Genomic DNA, 15,048 nt, shown 5'->3' on the forward strand with positions numbered 1-15,048 from the left:
CATAATGAAGTATAAATTTTCTTAAAATTTAGTTAAATCAGAAAAAACATCCGGACGGCCACCGCAAACTTAAAGCAGAAAGCGACAAAAAATGATAGCGCTTTCTTAAAAAGGGGGAAACAAATTTGCTTACTTTAATGTCTATGATGGTGATCACCGGTGTCTGCCTTTTTCTTGCTTTAAGAAAGAAAAGGCCGATCTTCCTGGCGATACCCTTCCTGTCGATTTTTGCCTACTTCCTCGTTCAAATCATCCTTGTTCCCGCACCATTTATGGATACAGTCAAATTCATCTTCAGTCTAAGGTAATATTTTTTCCGGGTCCGTTTTAAGCGGATCCGGTGAAATAGCAGCGTATTCTGCTGCAGTTATTTTCCAAAAGGAGTGGTTTTCTCACGCTGAAAATCTGTTAATCAGCCATTATTCATTCATGTTAATTCAATCATTCTAACCGGGGGTGGAGTTGTGAAGAAAATTGATAAGAAAGTAGCAGACGGTTATTTTCGTGAAAAGACTCGGAATATGATCATTTATTTTGCTATTGGTTTTCTGGTTTCCTTTGGAGCGGTCTTATTTGCAGAGCCTCTAAGCGACATCACGATTAATGGTTTCCCGTTCCATTACTTCATGGGAGCGCAGGGAGCTGTTCTGACTTTTATTATTTTGCTGTTTGTTAATGCGAAAATGGGTGACGCAATTGACCGGAAATATGGGATTGACGAAGAAAAGAATAAACAGATCAGTTCCGGAAAAGTGCTTGATCATTAATCAGAAAAAAATGAGCGGCTGTTCAAGCCGGATTTAAATTAGAGAAATAAAAGGGGCGTCATAAAAAAATATTGAACCTGAAAAAGGGGGATGGCAGTTGGATACACAATTTTTGGTCTCATTATCCATTATTTTAGCCACATTCGCTTTATATATTGGAATTGCCATATATAACAAAGCAAAAGCAACATCAGATTTCTATGTGGCCGGACGGGGAATCCCGCCAATTTTTAACGGGATGGCGATTGGCGCTGACTGGATGAGTGCGGCGTCATTTATCGGTATGGCCGGAACAATCATGCTGCTTGGCTATGATGGCCTTGCCTATATTATGGGATGGACGGGCGGATATTTGCTGCTGACATTTCTTTTAGCCCCGCAGCTGCGGAAGTACGGGCGTTACACGGTGCCTGAATTTATTGGTGACCGATTTGACAGTCATACCGCGCGTGTGATTGCCGCAATCTGTACGATCATCATCAGTTTCACATACTCGATTGGCCAGCTTTCCGGGTCCGGAGTGGTTATTGGCCGCTTATTTGAAATTGACGCTAAGCTTGGAACAATGATTGGCGTTGTACTTATTGCCTTTTATGCTGCTTTTGGCGGTATGAAGGGGATCACATGGACACAGGTAGCCCAATATGTCATTTTAATTATTGCATACATCATTCCAGTTGTTTTCATGTCCCTGCAAATTACAGGAAATCCGGCACCATGGCTTTCATATGGAGAGCTTGTCGGAAAAATGGGTGAACTCGATCGGGAGCTGGGAATCTCGGAATACTTTGCGCCATTTACAAATGGAACAAAGTGGCAGTTTTTAGCGCTGATGTTTACGCTGATGGCCGGAACAGCAGGCCTTCCGCACGTAATTGTCCGATTCTATACGGTTTCGACGATGAAGGCAGCGCGCTGGTCCGGTGCATGGGCATTGCTATTCATCGGTTTGCTGTACTTAACAGCTCCTGCTTACGCTGCATTCTCCCGCTTCATCCTCATGACAAAGGTTGCGGGAAGCAAAATTACAGAATTGCCTGGATGGACAAAAACATGGGTGGATACAGGCAAGCTTCAAGTAGCGGATGCCAATGGTGACGGCATTCTTCAGTGGAACGAGCTAATTATTTCCAACGATATTGTCGTTATGGCAACGCCGGAAATTGCAAACCTTGGTTTGTTTGTCATCGGTCTAGTGGCTGCAGGTGCGATGGCGGCAGCATTATCAACTGCCGGCGGTTTAATGATTGCCATTTCCTCTGCATTTGCACATGATATTTTCTATCGCGTATTGAAGCCGAATTCAACTGAAAAAACACGTCTAGCAGTTGCTCGCTGGTCTATTGTGACAGCAACCTTATTGGCTGGTCTTATCGCGCTTAACCCACCAGGAGCGATTACGCAAATTGTTGCCTGGGCATTTGCGCTCGCGACAGGAACGTTCTTCCCGGCTCTGGTATTGGGTGTATGGTGGAAGCGCTCCAATTCACAAGGTGTTATTGCCGGACTGCTCGTTGGTTTAGGTGTTACATTGGGTTACATTTTCGCAGCGAAATATGGCGGCTTTACGATACTTGGCATCATTGATACAGGAGCGGGCGTATTCGGGGCAGCAGCTGCATTTATCGCCAACATCGTGGTTTCCCTTATGACTGCAGCTCCTTCACAGAAGATTCAGGATGAAGTAATGGATCTTCGCTATCCTGAGCAAATGGTTTACAAAAACGGCGATGTCTGGATCAATGACGATGGATCCAAATCAGTATAATTTATACAATCTCGAGGCTGTGCGGTTCCACCCTTTTTTTAGAGGGGTGGACTCTGACACGGCCCTTTCACTTATCTCACTATGTGAAGTCCGCCATTTTGAGAAAAATGAAATCATGCTGAAAAAAGATAAACCCCGGGAAGGCCTTCTGCTCATATTGGAAGGTCTTTCAGAGGTTTTTGTAAAGAATGAACACAACGGAAGATCAGAAGTGCTGGAAATGGTCCAAAAAGGTGAAATGATTGGATTTTCCAGTCTTGCTGACTTCCTCGGGGTATCCAGGCAGGTGAAAGTGGAAGTGATGGTTGAAGTCAAAGCAGTTAGTGCTGTTAAGGCGATGTTTATCCCGTTTGAAGTGGTCACCAGAAGATGGGAAGACCCGGCTGTTCACGACTATCTGCTTACACAGGTCGCCATCCGCTTGAAGGATATTTATACCTCACTTGCTGAACAGGTAAAGCTCGCTACTGATTACGGAGAAAATGAGGCATTTATGGTCCGTGTCCAGGATGTGATGAGTGAAGAGGTAGCTGCTGTAAGCCCCAGGGCAACCGTTCAGGAGGCAGCCCAGCTGATGCATGAAAAAAGAACAAGTTCTGTTCTGGTTACAGAAAAAGAGTCATTAAAAGGGATTATTACAGAAAGAGATATGGTTGAACGGGTGGTAGCCAGGGGAATCAAGCTGTCAGCAGAAGCCGGGACGATTATGACACCGGAGCCGGTCTCCATATCGAGGTCCGCTTATTATTATGACGCTATTTCACTAATCTTTTCGAAAGGAATTAAACACTTGCCGGTTGTAGAAGATTCCAAAGTAGTGGGCATTGTGACTCTATCGGATTTATTGAGAAAGAAAAACGAGAATGTGATGAAAACCATTCAAAAGATCGAGCAGGCGGACAGGGAAAGCCTCCCTCAGGTGAAAACGGCAATATATGATGTTATCGACACGCTTATTAGAGATAAGGTTCCTGCTTTGAAAATATTAGAAATGATAACAAGGCTATATGATCGCCTTGCGGGCCGAATAGCAGAGCTCTCCATTAAAAATCTGGAGGCCAAAGGGAAGCAAGCACCTTGCGGGTTTGCCTTCTATCAAATGGGCAGCAGCGGCCGGGGAGAGCAGTTTATGCTTACCGACCAGGACCATTTTTTAATCTATGAAAAAGGAGAGGCATCTTCCTATTTTGCAGAACTCGGAAAAGAGATTACAGCTAATATGGAAGCAGCCGGGTATGCCCGCTGCAAAGGATTAATGATGTGCAGTGAAAAGAATTGGCGCGGCTCAATGGATGAATGGGGAGAAAGGGTCCGAAAATGGATGCTCCAATCTACTAACGAAAATCTATTATTAGCACAAAATTTTTTCTCATATCGGCTGATCTACGGCAGTGAAATGCTGCATGCCCATTTTGAAAGAATGATTGCTGAGCAGATGAAAAGATCCAGGATTTTTTTATACCGGCTCACGCAGCTTGAAAAGGAAAATCAGATTCCTACACTCGATCAGCCAATCCGTTCTTTATTTAAACTTGAACGGAAAAACATTGACATGAAAAAAGAGGTGCTTTTTCCATACCATCATAGCCTGCAAATACTTTCTCTCCTGAACGGGAAGCAAACTGGTACCCCCATTGAAAAAATAGATTTTTTAAAAGAGAGGAAGGTATTTTCCAAGGAGTATGCTTTTGATTTAAAAGAGGCAGTGAACACCATTTTGACCATGTATATCACCCAGCGCTGGCAGCAGGCAAAAGCGGGCAATGAACTAACTTCCACTGTATCGTTTGCAAGGCTGTCTACACGTGAAAAAGAAGAATTGATATTAAGCTTGAAAACATTAAGAGAGCTGCAAAGCCAAGTGTTTGCACACTTTTCTGTATAGCTCTCCAGAAGGAGGCTGGTAATGCTTTTTCGCAAAAAAAATGTATCTTGTTCCTTAACCTATGAAAACATCCCGTTATCCACCCCTTTGGAAGACTTGCATTTTGTTGTATTTGATACAGAAACAACGGGATTTCAGGTTTCCACTGCCGACCGTATCATTGAAATAGGGGCAGTTCCAGTGAGGGGACTGGAAGTGTGCGATCAGGATCTTTTTCAAACCTATGTGAACCCAAATCGACAAATTTCTCGGGAAATAAAAGAATTGACCTCCATTTCCGAAGAACGGGTAAAAGGAGCTCCGCAAGCCCTGGAGGCAATGATGAGCTTTTTTGATTATGTTGAATCAAGGGAAACTGTCTGCCTGGTTGGCCACTACGTCAGCTTTGATGCACTGGCAATGAAAAGCGAGTTTAAGCGTGAGAAGGTAGCGTTGAAAAAATTCCTGTCCATCGATACGCTTGATTTGATAGGTTTTATTGCCCCTTCGTATGATATGCGGGACCTTGAAAGATACGCAATGGCTTTTGGGACCCGCATTTATGATCGCCACAGTGCAGTGGGAGATGCACTAACCACCGCCTATCTATTTGTCGAATTGCTTTTTCAATTCAGGGATAGGGGACATAACACCTGGGGGGAGCTTCTCAAAGCAACAGACAGCCAGATGAGATCCATGCATTTTTAGAGAAAAAGCTATGTGGTCGGAATGTTGGTGGGCAGGTGAGCGGTGATGGGTGAGTGGGTTAAAGGGCGGTATTTTTAGAGTGATTGAATAGTTCTCACCCAGCTGATGAAAAAAGACAGTGCTGACATGCATTAATAAGTGATGGGCCTGAAATTAGTAACCATACAACAAAGCCGGATCTAATAAATCCGGCTTTGTTTCATCACTGAATATTGATTAATGCCCCATTTTTATGTGTAACAATGACCTCTTTTCCTGCCATTCTCTGGTAGGATGAAGCTGTCCCGTATGGAACTTTTAGTGAAAGGTATTTATTTCCCGTTTTAAATTCAATGGTGAAATTGTCAGCTGCACCAATGAGCTTTGCTTTTGTATAAGAAATGTCTTCCATAATAATCAGTTTTTGATTGATCAGTACCATATCATTTTTTAAGTTGTTTATCGCTTTAAGTTCGTTCATTGAAATGTTGTATCGTTTGGAAATCCCTAATAGCGTGTCGCCTGGCACCACGGTATAGATAGCAGCATGCTGCAGGAATGTCTCGGCTGTATGCCACTCAGTAGGTACGTTAAGCGTTTGGCCAGGATAAATCGAATCAGATGTTAGGCTATTAGCCTTTTTAAGTTCTTCAATGGTCATATCGAATTTTTTGGCAATCTGATAAAGGTTGTCCCCTTTTTTCACGACATAGGTTCCGGAAGAGTCACTTACCGGCTCTGCCGCTTTATCAGTTTGTTTGGCTGGCTCACCAGCTGATGGAACCTTAAGATTTTGCCCTGGATAGATGGTATCGGATGTCAGCTTATTCGCTATTTTAAGCTCCTTAACGGATGTTTCATATTTTTTTGAAATCCGGTAAAGATTGTCGCCTTCTTGCACAGTGTAGGTTCCAGCTGCCGCGGCCTTTGTTTCATTCGGGCTTCCTTGGAAACCGCCTGCTGCAATTACAGTAGCTAAAGTAACTCCAGCTAATTTGGTTCTCTTAGCTTTTGCTTGGTTCTTCTTACTTTCTAAAATTCTTTCTTTTCTTGTTCGCCGAACATGTTTCTCCATTATTCCCCACTCCATCATATGAAATAAACTTGGATAAAACTGGTCATATAACCATATTTATGAATGATAGCCCCTGAATCATGGTAAGCGATTTCTTAGGCTATAACAATAGGAAGGATAGCTTATAGGGTTATGGTCCAGCCATGATTATTTCTGCCTGTTTTAAAAGGGAGAGTCATATTAAAATAATCACAATAATTCTCAAATTATTGAATTTATGTAATGAAAAAGAAGTGGTTTTTTCAAATGGAATATTTAATTAGGTGAAAATCGATTTTTGTCGATTTAACGGGAAATATACCTATTTATGTAGTAAGGATGACAGTTTAGTGGGTAATATATCATTGGTCTTTGGGCTGTTTCTTTTCCTTTGACCCCAAAGAATATTATGACAACTTTTTTTCTTTTTAGGCTCCAGATGTCCTATTTTCAAAAAATTTACACAAAACCTTGTCCCTATTGAGTTTTTCGTGCATATTACATCAACCAAGCTAATAAACTGTTACAAACCTTACAAAGAGAATGTATGAGGTGAGGGATCGTTTTACTGAAACCAATGAATGAGTTGAGGACATGTTTAATTATCGCAAGCTGAAGGCATTGTCTTTCAGCCGCATGTATGTGGATTATTATCCTAATTGTTTCTGCTTAGTCAGGGACCATGCGGAATACAGTATAAAACAAGGCAAAAAGCGAGTCTCATTTCACACTTCTCAACATCCAAATCGGGGAGGGCGAGTGGTGTGCACGATTACATCAAAGAGAGAACTATCAAGATTGGAAAGTATATCGTGGAGACGAAAAAAACGGTTCGCGTAATCGCGAAGGAGTTTGGCGTATCCAAAAGTACAGTCCATAAAGACCTAACAGAAAGACTACCTGAGATCAATCCTGAACTGGCAAACGAAGTAAAGGAAATACTGGATTATCATAAATCAATCCGCCATCTGCGCGGTGGTGAAGCCACAAAGATGAAATATAAAAAAGAAGAAATGGAAGAAGAGCCAGTCAAATGAGAAGAGTGTTCGCTTAAGGCATAACAGCTAAAACCTGCTTTTTTAGGCGAGCGGTGTCCTGTTTCTTTAAAGCTTTACAGTTCCAAAAGGTTTCATTTTTATGTAACCTCAAATGCGGCTCCCGGGGGCTCGAGATCATAAGTTGTTTCTATGGCTATTTTCATGGCCTTCCCTTATGCTTTTAAGCCCCTTCTTAAGTCGCCTTCGTTAGTTCCCCTTTATATGACAAAATTCCTCAAAAAGTCTCACCTAATTTGACAAAATGTTACTCTATTCACAAGGAATGTGTTAAAATATAAAATTAGGATAGAACTTGGTTCGTATAGACTAGGACTCCTGAAGAACGCCGGGCAAGAATCATTTCTTTTGAAAAAAGAACTGATTTTTTTGCGTGGCTTAAACTTCTGTTGCGAATGATAATCACAAAAACATTTATCGAAAAATTTAAAAGCGACGTTCGCTTTATGGAAGCTAAAAATAGAGAGAGCCTTCAAAGCTGCGGACATAAGCTGGCTATTTTGCAAGGAGGAAGGAAAAGGAATGTTTGCAAGGGATATTGGGATTGATCTAGGAACAGCCAACGTGCTTATTCACGTCAAAGGCCGTGGAATTGTATTGAATGAACCGTCTGTTGTGGCAATAGATAAAAATTCAAATAAAGTGCTGGCAGTGGGAGAAGAGGCGCGCCGCATGGTTGGCCGCACGCCCGGAAACATCGTTGCCATCCGTCCGCTTAAGGACGGCGTCATTGCTGACTTTGATGTAACGGAAGCAATGCTGAAGCATTTTATCAATAAGTTAAATGTAAAAGGCTTTTTGTCCAAGCCGCGCATTTTGATCTGCTGTCCTACAAACGTTACAGGTGTAGAACAGAAAGCAATAAAAGAAGCTGCTGAAAAAAGCGGCGGCAAAAAAGTATATCTTGAAGAAGAGCCGAAGGTAGCGGCAATCGGGGCAGGCATGGATATCTTCCAGCCAAGCGGAAATATGGTTGTCGATATCGGAGGCGGTACGACTGATGTTGCTGTTTTATCAATGGGTGACATTGTTACATCTTCCTCAATAAAAATGGCCGGAGATAAGTTTGATAACGAAATTCTTCAGTATATTAAAAAGCAGTACAAACTTCTTATTGGTGAAAGAACGGCTGAAAATATTAAAATTTCGATTGGAACTGTATTTCCTGGCGGCAGAAACGAGGAAATGGAAATCCGCGGCCGTGACATGGTATCAGGACTTCCAAGAACGATTACGGTCCGCTCAGATGAAGTTCAGGGAGCTTTAGCCGAGTCTGTTGATATCATTGTGCAAGCTGCGAAAGGCGTCCTTGAACGTACACCGCCTGAATTATCTGCAGATATCATTGACCGCGGTGTGATTTTAACAGGAGGCGGCGCACTGCTTCACGGAATTGACCAGCTTCTGGCTGAAGAGCTCAAAGTGCCGGTGCTGATTGCAGAGAATCCAATGGACTGTGTAGCTGTCGGAACAGGCATCATGCTTGATAATATTGATAAGCTTCCTAAGAGGAAATTAGGATAAAGAATAGAAACCTGCCTTTTTGGCGGGTTTTTTTATTGGTGAGGTTAAAATTAATCACACAACTATTATGCAATTATTGAAAAGTTGATGTGGGGCCAAGTGACCGATATAATCCAATATTGACCGATATATTTGAAAAGTGGCCGATAAAATAAAAATCTGACCGATAAATATGCCAAACTGACCGATATATCTGAGCAACATAAGTATGGCAATAAAAAAATAACCTGATTGAATAGAAAATTACGTTTGAAGAACTGTTCATAAATGAAAGTAAACTTTTACCCCGTTCTGCCGATGATTAAAATAGGACAAATTTTTTCAAATTATGACTTTTTTCTTTTACTTTTTAATGTATATTGTCGGAAATTTTCTTATAATAGAAGTATCGTGTATAAATGTGCGGATTTGTTATGAAGGATTGAGGTGTGCCCGATGTTTAGAGGTTTTTACACGGCAGCTTCCGGGATGCTTGCCCAGCAGCGGAGGACGGAAGTGCTGACGAATAATATGGCGAATGCCAATACGCCTGGCTTTAAAGCAGACCAGACGAGTTTGAGGGCTTTCCCGGAGATGTTAATAGAGCGTATAGACCAGCAGTCGGTACCTTCAGAAAAAGGCTTGAATCTTCCTTTTTCCACAAGGATTGGCACCCTAAATACAGGTGTTTATATGCAGGAAACGCTGCCGTCCTTTATGCAGGGGGATTTGAGGGAAACGGGATTGAGTACAGACCTTGCGCTGCTGGATATAAATCTTCCTGTAAATCCGGATAGCGGTCTGAGGGGATCTGTATTTTATACCGTGACAGGGGCAGATGGCGAGCAGCGCTATACAAGGAATGGTAATTTTACAATTGATGGCGAAGGGTTTTTAACCACTTCCAGCGGATTATATATTTTAGATGATGAAGGCGAGAGAATTCAGCTTGCGAGTGACCGTTTTACCGTGAATGAAAATGGAATTTTAACCGGAGAAGCTGGTGAAACGGCAAGGCTGGGGATTGCATATGCTGAGAATCCTGAAAGCTTGAGAAAAGAAGGCGACGGGCTGTTCGCAGCTACCGAAGACAGTGTCCTTGAAAATGCTTATACTGCCGGCGGTGTGCAATTCAAGCTGCAGCAAGGCTATTTGGAGCGATCCAATGTGGATGCGTCAAGAACGATGACAGACATGCTGGCTGCTTACCGCTCTTTTGAAGCCAACCAAAAAGTTTTGCAGGCTTATGACCGCAGTATGGAAAAAACTGCAAATGAAATTGGACGGATTGGGTAACATCCATCAGGGGGATAAATGATGAACAGAACGATGATTACAGCGACAAATACACTTGCCCAGCTCCAAAAGCAAATGGATATTGTAAGCCATAATATCGCTAATATTGATGCAACAGGGTATAAGCGAAGAGAAGCCAACTTTACCGACTTGCTTTTCCAGCAGTACTATAACCAAAAAAATATGGATTTCGAAACGGAAAGATTCACGCCGCCAGGCATCCGGCAGGGAGTCGGTGCAAAGGTGGGGCAATCCCAGATTGTCATGAAGCAGGGAGCCCTAAAAACAACAGAGCGCCCGCTTGATATGGCTTTAACAAAGGAAGGACAATACTTCCGTGTATTGGAGCAGAGCAATGAGGAATCGGCAGTCCGTTTTACAAGAGATGGTGCTTTCCACTTAACTCCGATTTCCGAAAATGAGACAATGCTTGTGACCGGAAACGGCTACCCTGTTCTTGATGAAAATAACAATTCGATTATAATAGATGGACAGGCTAAAAATTTTAGAGTGACTGAAAATGGACGCTTTATAGCCGAAGGTGCAAATGGTGCAGTGCAGGAATTTTATCTGGGTGTTGTCCAACTGAACAAGCCGCAATTCATGGAGCAAAAAGGGGAAAATCTGCTTGGCCTTCCGGATGGAGTCGAGGGCGAGGAGATTTTTACCGAGCTGAATGGAGCTCTTCGCGGGCAAATTGGAATGGCGCAGGGTGCACTTGAGCAATCCAATGTTGAAATGTCCAAAGAGATGACCGATCTGATCAACCTGCAGCGAGCATATCAGTTTCAATCAAGGTCTGTGTCAATGGCTGATCAAATGATGGGACTGGTCAACGGAATACGTTAGGTAAAAGGGGAAATAAAATGTCTGTAAACAACAGTAATCAAGAAGCGGTCAAGACGCGCGAACAACTGAATAAAGAACGCAGCCACGAAGAAGCACCGCGTAAAGGGCGGATCCGCATTCGCCTAATTCCAATCTGGCTTCGGGTTATTATTGTAGCACTTTTAATTTTCCTGAGCGTAATGGCCGGAGCCGCTGTCGGATATGGTGTATTGGGCAACGGCGAGGTTAAGGATATATTCTCGAAGTCAACTTGGATGCATGTTGTGGATTTAGTTGAAAAAGAATAGATGTAAAGAAGGAGGGATAAAACCCTTCTTTTTTGTTGTTTATTTATCAGAATGACTGCAGATATTTATGAAGGTGCCCGAAAACCTGAAGAGATGCTGGATAAAACATATAGGCATGCCGCATTACCAAAAAATACTCCTATATTTCTTGAGCCCTTTGCCAAAATCATTTTTTTTAAGTAAAATAAGTATAAGCTATTATTATCAGGTACTAATTATTACATACCTTTAAGGGAGCGAGTTCATTGAAATTAAATGTGGAAGAAATCAAAGAAATAATCCCGCACCGTTATCCGTTTTTATTTGTGGATTCCATTGAGGAGCTGGAGCCTGGAAAGAGAGCGGTTGGAAAGAAAAATGTGAGTGCCAATGAGGAAGTATTTAATGGCCATTTCCCTAATTACAATGTATTTCCAGGCTGCTTGACTTTGGAAGCATGTGCGCAGACTGGAGCTGTTGCTTTATTGTCTCTAGATGAATATAAAGGCAAGCTTGCCTTTTTTGCAGGTGTTGAAAAATGCCGCTGGAAGCGCCAGGTCCGTCCTGGTGACACGCTCATCATGGAAGTCGAATTGATTTCTGTCCGGAGAGGCATCGGCAAAGGAAAAGCCGTTGCCAAGGTGGATGATGAAGTGGCCATGGAAGCGGAGATTTTGTTTGCGATTGAACGATAGTATTCAGGTATGGGGTCACTAGGCCAATACTATTAAAATTTGGCAGAAGATTATCTTAATAATAAGGAAAATCCTGTACATTGTGTGCGGGATTTTTTTAATGTTAATGCAAGTTATGTAGGATTTTGGGAAATATAAAGGAAGACCAGTGCAGCAGGTCAATTAAATACTATTTAGGAAAGGAGCTTTTACGATGAATAAAAAGCTTTTAACACTTATCGGAGGTTCTGTCCTTTCAGCAATGCTTATAGCAGGCTGTGCCACAGATGAGCAGGAGCCGCCGCCGGAAGATGATACAATCACGGAAGAAAATGGCGACGTGAATGGTGGAAATGGCGGTGTGAATGGCGAAAATGGAACCGAAAATGGAAACATGAATGGAGATCCATTGGAAGATGAGAATACTGAAGGCGAAGAAATGATTGAAGATCAGCAAGATATTCAAGACGAAAATAATAAAGATCAATAATAAAAGGTAAGGGCAGGAGTGAACCTGTCCTTTTCTTTTTGTTTTGATTATAATCCATATATTGGGTAAGTTTTTTGGTTTTTCCAATGAGGATGTGGTAATGAATTTATGTTATGGATTTGACATTTGTGGGTACTTTTACAAGGATGGCTTTTAAAGATCTTTCTCAGGGGATAAAAATCAGCATTTCTCGTTCGATCACCACTTCGTTTGAATCTTATATGAATGGTATTAACTGGACTGAAGATAAATTCAATATGCAAAACTTTGTTGCTGAGTGGGGCGAGTACATAATCAACCACGCATCCTGGTACAGCCAGATCAGTGAAGAAACGAAAGCGGATTCGGAGTTTCATGAACAATTAGCTGTAAAAATAAATGAAGTGATTAACAAGATACTATCCGAAAAGCCTTCTCAGGCTCAAATGGAAGAGATCAGCGAACTTCAGGAACAGCTTGGCGAGGAATATGATTATTCCTGCAAAATAGAAGCTAAGTATATCATTGAACAAATGAAAGAAAAGCTAAAAAAAAACAGACAAGCTAATGCCTGCCGGTGAAGAGGAGCCTAAGCTGGCATCTATTCTTTATTATCAGGCATACCAGCAGGACCTGCCTATGCTAAATTACCGAAAGCAGGATGTAGAATACATCATCTGTCAGCTTCAATTAAAGCTGACAGATGTTTTTCGATAATGTGTTATTGCATTAATAGATTGATAAAACAAACTCCCGTCATTATTGAGCGGGAGTTTGCTTGTCTTTAGTTGCAGCAAGCCGCGGCTTGCTTTGCATTTTAAGTTTAAATTCGTCAAGGAGGTTATCCCCTTTAAAGCCTTTGCCAAGCAGGTCCTGCAGCAGCAGCTCCGCAAAATCATTTTTCGTTCTTTTTAACGAGCCTTCAAACAGGATGCTGATGTGGTCTTCCAGCTCATTGATAGAGGTAATTTTCGTCTGGAAGGCGGCCGGATCATTTTCTCTTTTTGTAATGACTACTTGGATGATCAGTTCGTCCCCTTTATCAGCACGCTTTTTGAAAAAATCAAGGTAGGCCTTATCAATATAAGCCTCTAGAAGCCAGTTGCTTTTCTCATCTTCTTTATTGATGATTAGTCCATCATCCAATTCAATATCAACCAGACCATCTTCTTCGACTAACTGCAGAGAAACAAGTTTGAATGTCTTCATTTTTTACCTCCATCTCTTTATTTTGTTATCCGTGGAAATTTTCCGATTATTGTATATAAAAATTATAACACAGGCCAAGCTGAAAGCGAATTTGGCGATTTGTCGAATTTTATTTGTTTAGGTAGGGGAAATTGAATTTTTGGAGGATTTTTCGGAAAAAATAGGCCGAAAATTCAATTTTGGAGGGTGGTTTTGCTGAAAGCCCCCGAATAAAATCCAATTTTAGGATTTTTACATGTGCAGGCATAGAGCGTTATGATGAGTTCATCAAGGAGAGGAGTTGAAAACATGATAAATCAAGTAACACTGGTTGGCAGGCTGACCAGGGATCCTGAGCTGAAACGTACACAGGAAGGAATTTCCGTTACAAATGTGACCCTGGCCGTAAATCGCCAATACCGCAATCAGAAAGGCGAAATTGATGCTGATTTTGTGCAATGCACGCTTTGGAAAAAGACGGCGGAGAACACCGCCCAATACTGCCGCAAAGGTTCACTGATTGGAATAACCGGCAGAATTCAAACTCGGCATTATGAAAACCAGGAAAACAAGCGGATATACGTAACCGAAGTAGTAGCGGAAATGGTCCGGTTCCTTGAACCGCGAAAATCAGAAGAAGTTTCGGTGCCAAAGGAGGCTCTGCCCTTTTGAACAGAATATTAGATAGAGAAAAAACGTTAGAAACCCTTCTGGAAAGTTTAATCAAGATGCTGGGCAGATCCAACCAAAGAGTGGACGATCTAAGCAAGCGGGTAATCCAGCTCGAATTCTTCATCCGGGAAAACGTTATGACTAACGGCTATCCTCAAGAACCCTCCACACAACGGCGCTTCACTCTTATGAATTAATATTCCCGCAAATAAAATTTCCTCTGCTAACCCTTTCTTAGAGAGAATCAATGAAATCCCCGATAATTCCCCGCAGTTGAGTCCGGTACGTGATGTACCGGCTTTTTTAATGGAGCGAAGGGGGCGAGATCTTGAGAATGCATTTGCATTTTCTTCGTGCGGTGTTTACTTCTTTTTCAACGTCCTGCGTGAGGAGGATCGAACTGCCTAAGCCCCTGATTTCGGAACAAAAAAGCCTATTGAAAAAATAAAAAACCGCCAAAGCCCGGATTTGGTGTAGGGGCTTGGCGGCAGGTAAGTATAGTTGATGATATATGGGCGAAGTTGCCGATATATTTAAAGAGTTGCCGATATATTTGCGAAGTTGCCGATAAAATGGCTTAGTTGATGATATATTAGCAGAAGTGATGCTAGACTAAAAAACGGACACGGTAAATTGACACTTTCGTTATAATGATTAACAAAGAACAATTAAAGGACGTGTCTAAATGGGGAAGCATTTTGATCTCGAATACAAAATACAGATTGCACAAATGGTCGTAGAAGATGGTAAAAAAGCAACTCAATTAGCGAGAGACCTAGATATTCCAGTCGGAACCATTAGGAACTGGGTTGATGCATACAAGAAAAAGAGTCAAAAGGGTTTCGTGGGGAGTGGCAATACGTCCCCTGAAATAAAGCCCTACAAGGACCTTCAAAAAGAAAATACAGACTTGAAACAAGAGGTCGAAATCTTAAA

19 protein-coding genes are annotated in these 15,048 nt (G+C 42.0%); 17 read left to right on the top strand and 2 right to left on the bottom strand.

The window, feature by feature from the left end; genetic code table 11:
* Nucleotides 1-125 precede the first annotated feature (125 nt).
* The 5 genes from L634_RS0117930 (at nt 126) to L634_RS0117950 (ending at nt 5,107) form a co-directional block, all read left to right on the top strand.
* Nucleotides 126-308: a hypothetical protein gene (locus L634_RS0117930; RefSeq protein WP_026583647.1), complete on the top strand. Its 183-nt coding sequence runs from the start codon at nt 126-128 to the stop codon at nt 306-308.
* A 156-nt stretch (nt 309-464) separates the two neighbouring features.
* The gene (locus L634_RS0117935) at nt 465-767 is read left to right on the top strand and encodes a DUF4212 domain-containing protein (protein WP_026583648.1); all 303 of its coding nucleotides are present in this window, start codon (nt 465-467) and stop codon (nt 765-767) included.
* Nucleotides 768-864: 97 nt separating this feature from the next.
* Entirely contained in the window at nt 865-2,535 is a 1,671-nt protein-coding gene (locus tag L634_RS0117940) for a sodium:solute symporter family protein (RefSeq protein ID WP_026583649.1), read from the top strand.
* Complete coding sequence (locus L634_RS0117945) at nt 2,516-4,420, top strand: DUF294 nucleotidyltransferase-like domain-containing protein (protein ID WP_026583650.1); 1,905 nt, start codon at nt 2,516-2,518, stop codon at nt 4,418-4,420. The genes L634_RS0117940 and L634_RS0117945 overlap by 20 nt, the downstream gene beginning before the upstream one ends.
* A gap of 21 nt (nt 4,421-4,441) precedes the next feature.
* Complete coding sequence (locus tag L634_RS0117950) at nt 4,442-5,107, top strand: 3'-5' exonuclease (protein ID WP_026583651.1); 666 nt, start codon at nt 4,442-4,444, stop codon at nt 5,105-5,107.
* 202 nt (nt 5,108-5,309) lie between these two features.
* Here the strand turns inward: L634_RS0117950 and L634_RS32285 are convergent, their stop codons facing one another.
* Nucleotides 5,310-6,161, bottom strand: a complete 852-nt coding sequence (locus L634_RS32285; protein ID WP_051428366.1) for a LysM peptidoglycan-binding domain-containing protein — start codon at nt 6,159-6,161, stop codon at nt 5,310-5,312.
* 743 nt (nt 6,162-6,904) lie between these two features.
* On the opposite strand from L634_RS32285, the gene spoIIID reads away from it, so the two are divergent.
* From spoIIID to L634_RS33475, 9 genes are all read left to right on the top strand, one after another.
* Nucleotides 6,905-7,177 carry a sporulation transcriptional regulator SpoIIID gene (spoIIID, locus tag L634_RS0117960; RefSeq protein ID WP_009332173.1) on the top strand — a complete coding sequence of 91 codons (273 nt, stop codon included), beginning with the start codon at nt 6,905-6,907 and terminating at the stop codon, nt 7,175-7,177.
* A 540-nt stretch (nt 7,178-7,717) separates the two neighbouring features.
* On the top strand, nt 7,718-8,719 hold the full coding sequence (locus tag L634_RS0117965) for a rod shape-determining protein (protein WP_026583653.1): 1,002 nt from the start codon (nt 7,718-7,720) through the stop codon (nt 8,717-8,719).
* A gap of 435 nt (nt 8,720-9,154) precedes the next feature.
* Entirely contained in the window at nt 9,155-9,994 is an 840-nt protein-coding gene (locus L634_RS0117970; RefSeq protein WP_026583654.1) for a flagellar hook-basal body protein, read from the top strand.
* A gap of 21 nt (nt 9,995-10,015) precedes the next feature.
* On the top strand, nt 10,016-10,843 hold the full coding sequence (locus L634_RS0117975; protein ID WP_026583655.1) for a flagellar hook-basal body protein: 828 nt from the start codon (nt 10,016-10,018) through the stop codon (nt 10,841-10,843).
* Between the two features lie 17 nt (nt 10,844-10,860).
* Complete coding sequence (locus tag L634_RS0117980) at nt 10,861-11,130, top strand: DNA-directed RNA polymerase subunit beta (RefSeq protein WP_026583656.1); 270 nt, start codon at nt 10,861-10,863, stop codon at nt 11,128-11,130.
* A 245-nt stretch (nt 11,131-11,375) separates the two neighbouring features.
* Entirely contained in the window at nt 11,376-11,804 is a 429-nt protein-coding gene (gene fabZ, locus L634_RS0117990; protein WP_026583657.1) for a 3-hydroxyacyl-ACP dehydratase FabZ, read from the top strand.
* 193 nt (nt 11,805-11,997) lie between these two features.
* A complete protein-coding gene (locus tag L634_RS0117995; RefSeq protein WP_026583658.1) occupies nt 11,998-12,273 on the top strand; it encodes a hypothetical protein in 276 nt (91 codons plus the stop codon).
* Between the two features lie 113 nt (nt 12,274-12,386).
* The gene (locus tag L634_RS0118000; protein ID WP_232233791.1) at nt 12,387-12,833 is read left to right on the top strand and encodes a hypothetical protein; all 447 of its coding nucleotides are present in this window, start codon (nt 12,387-12,389) and stop codon (nt 12,831-12,833) included.
* The gene (locus tag L634_RS33475; RefSeq protein WP_157452417.1) at nt 12,820-12,969 is read left to right on the top strand and encodes a hypothetical protein; all 150 of its coding nucleotides are present in this window, start codon (nt 12,820-12,822) and stop codon (nt 12,967-12,969) included. Before L634_RS0118000 ends, L634_RS33475 begins: the two co-directional genes overlap by 14 nt.
* 42 nt (nt 12,970-13,011) lie before the next feature.
* Here the strand turns inward: L634_RS33475 and L634_RS0118010 are convergent, their stop codons facing one another.
* The gene (locus L634_RS0118010; RefSeq protein ID WP_026583660.1) at nt 13,012-13,461 is read right to left on the bottom strand and encodes a YwpF-like family protein; all 450 of its coding nucleotides are present in this window, start codon (nt 13,459-13,461) and stop codon (nt 13,012-13,014) included.
* Between the two features lie 288 nt (nt 13,462-13,749).
* On the opposite strand from L634_RS0118010, the gene ssb reads away from it, so the two are divergent.
* The 3 genes from ssb to L634_RS0118025 all read left to right on the top strand — a co-directional run.
* Nucleotides 13,750-14,112, top strand: a complete 363-nt coding sequence (gene ssb / locus L634_RS0118015) for a single-stranded DNA-binding protein (protein ID WP_026583661.1) — start codon at nt 13,750-13,752, stop codon at nt 14,110-14,112.
* Complete coding sequence (locus tag L634_RS0118020) at nt 14,109-14,309, top strand: hypothetical protein (protein WP_026583662.1); 201 nt, start codon at nt 14,109-14,111, stop codon at nt 14,307-14,309. The genes ssb and L634_RS0118020 overlap by 4 nt, the downstream gene beginning before the upstream one ends.
* 488 nt (nt 14,310-14,797) lie before the next feature.
* On the top strand, nt 14,798-15,048 hold a 251-nt coding region (locus L634_RS0118025), incomplete at its 3' end, for a transposase (protein ID WP_026583663.1).

Origin of the sequence: Bacillus sp. J33 (assembly GCF_000518885.1) — a bacterium.
In the GTDB taxonomy this organism is placed as follows: domain Bacteria; phylum Bacillota; class Bacilli; order Bacillales; family Cytobacillaceae; genus Cytobacillus.

What these genes read in the sequence shown, in the direction of transcription:
- L634_RS0117945 (WP_026583650.1), top strand. Translation starts at nt 2,516, where the DNA reads ATGGATCCAAATCAGTATAATTTATACAATCTCGAGGCTGTGCGGTTC.
- L634_RS0117950 (WP_026583651.1), top strand. Translation starts at nt 4,442, where the DNA reads ATGCTTTTTCGCAAAAAAAATGTATCTTGTTCCTTAACCTATGAAAAC.
- L634_RS32285 (WP_051428366.1), bottom strand. Translation starts at nt 6,161, where the DNA reads ATGGAGAAACATGTTCGGCGAACAAGAAAAGAAAGAATTTTAGAAAGT.
- L634_RS0117965 (WP_026583653.1), top strand. Translation starts at nt 7,718, where the DNA reads ATGTTTGCAAGGGATATTGGGATTGATCTAGGAACAGCCAACGTGCTT.
- L634_RS0117970 (WP_026583654.1), top strand. Translation starts at nt 9,155, where the DNA reads ATGTTTAGAGGTTTTTACACGGCAGCTTCCGGGATGCTTGCCCAGCAG.
- L634_RS0117975 (WP_026583655.1), top strand. Translation starts at nt 10,016, where the DNA reads ATGAACAGAACGATGATTACAGCGACAAATACACTTGCCCAGCTCCAA.
- L634_RS0117980 (WP_026583656.1), top strand. Translation starts at nt 10,861, where the DNA reads ATGTCTGTAAACAACAGTAATCAAGAAGCGGTCAAGACGCGCGAACAA.
- L634_RS0117995 (WP_026583658.1), top strand. Translation starts at nt 11,998, where the DNA reads ATGAATAAAAAGCTTTTAACACTTATCGGAGGTTCTGTCCTTTCAGCA.
- L634_RS0118000 (WP_232233791.1), top strand. Translation starts at nt 12,387, where the DNA reads ATGGATTTGACATTTGTGGGTACTTTTACAAGGATGGCTTTTAAAGAT.
- L634_RS33475 (WP_157452417.1), top strand. Translation starts at nt 12,820, where the DNA reads ATGCCTGCCGGTGAAGAGGAGCCTAAGCTGGCATCTATTCTTTATTAT.
- L634_RS0118010 (WP_026583660.1), bottom strand. Translation starts at nt 13,461, where the DNA reads ATGAAGACATTCAAACTTGTTTCTCTGCAGTTAGTCGAAGAAGATGGT.
- ssb (WP_026583661.1), top strand. Translation starts at nt 13,750, where the DNA reads ATGATAAATCAAGTAACACTGGTTGGCAGGCTGACCAGGGATCCTGAG.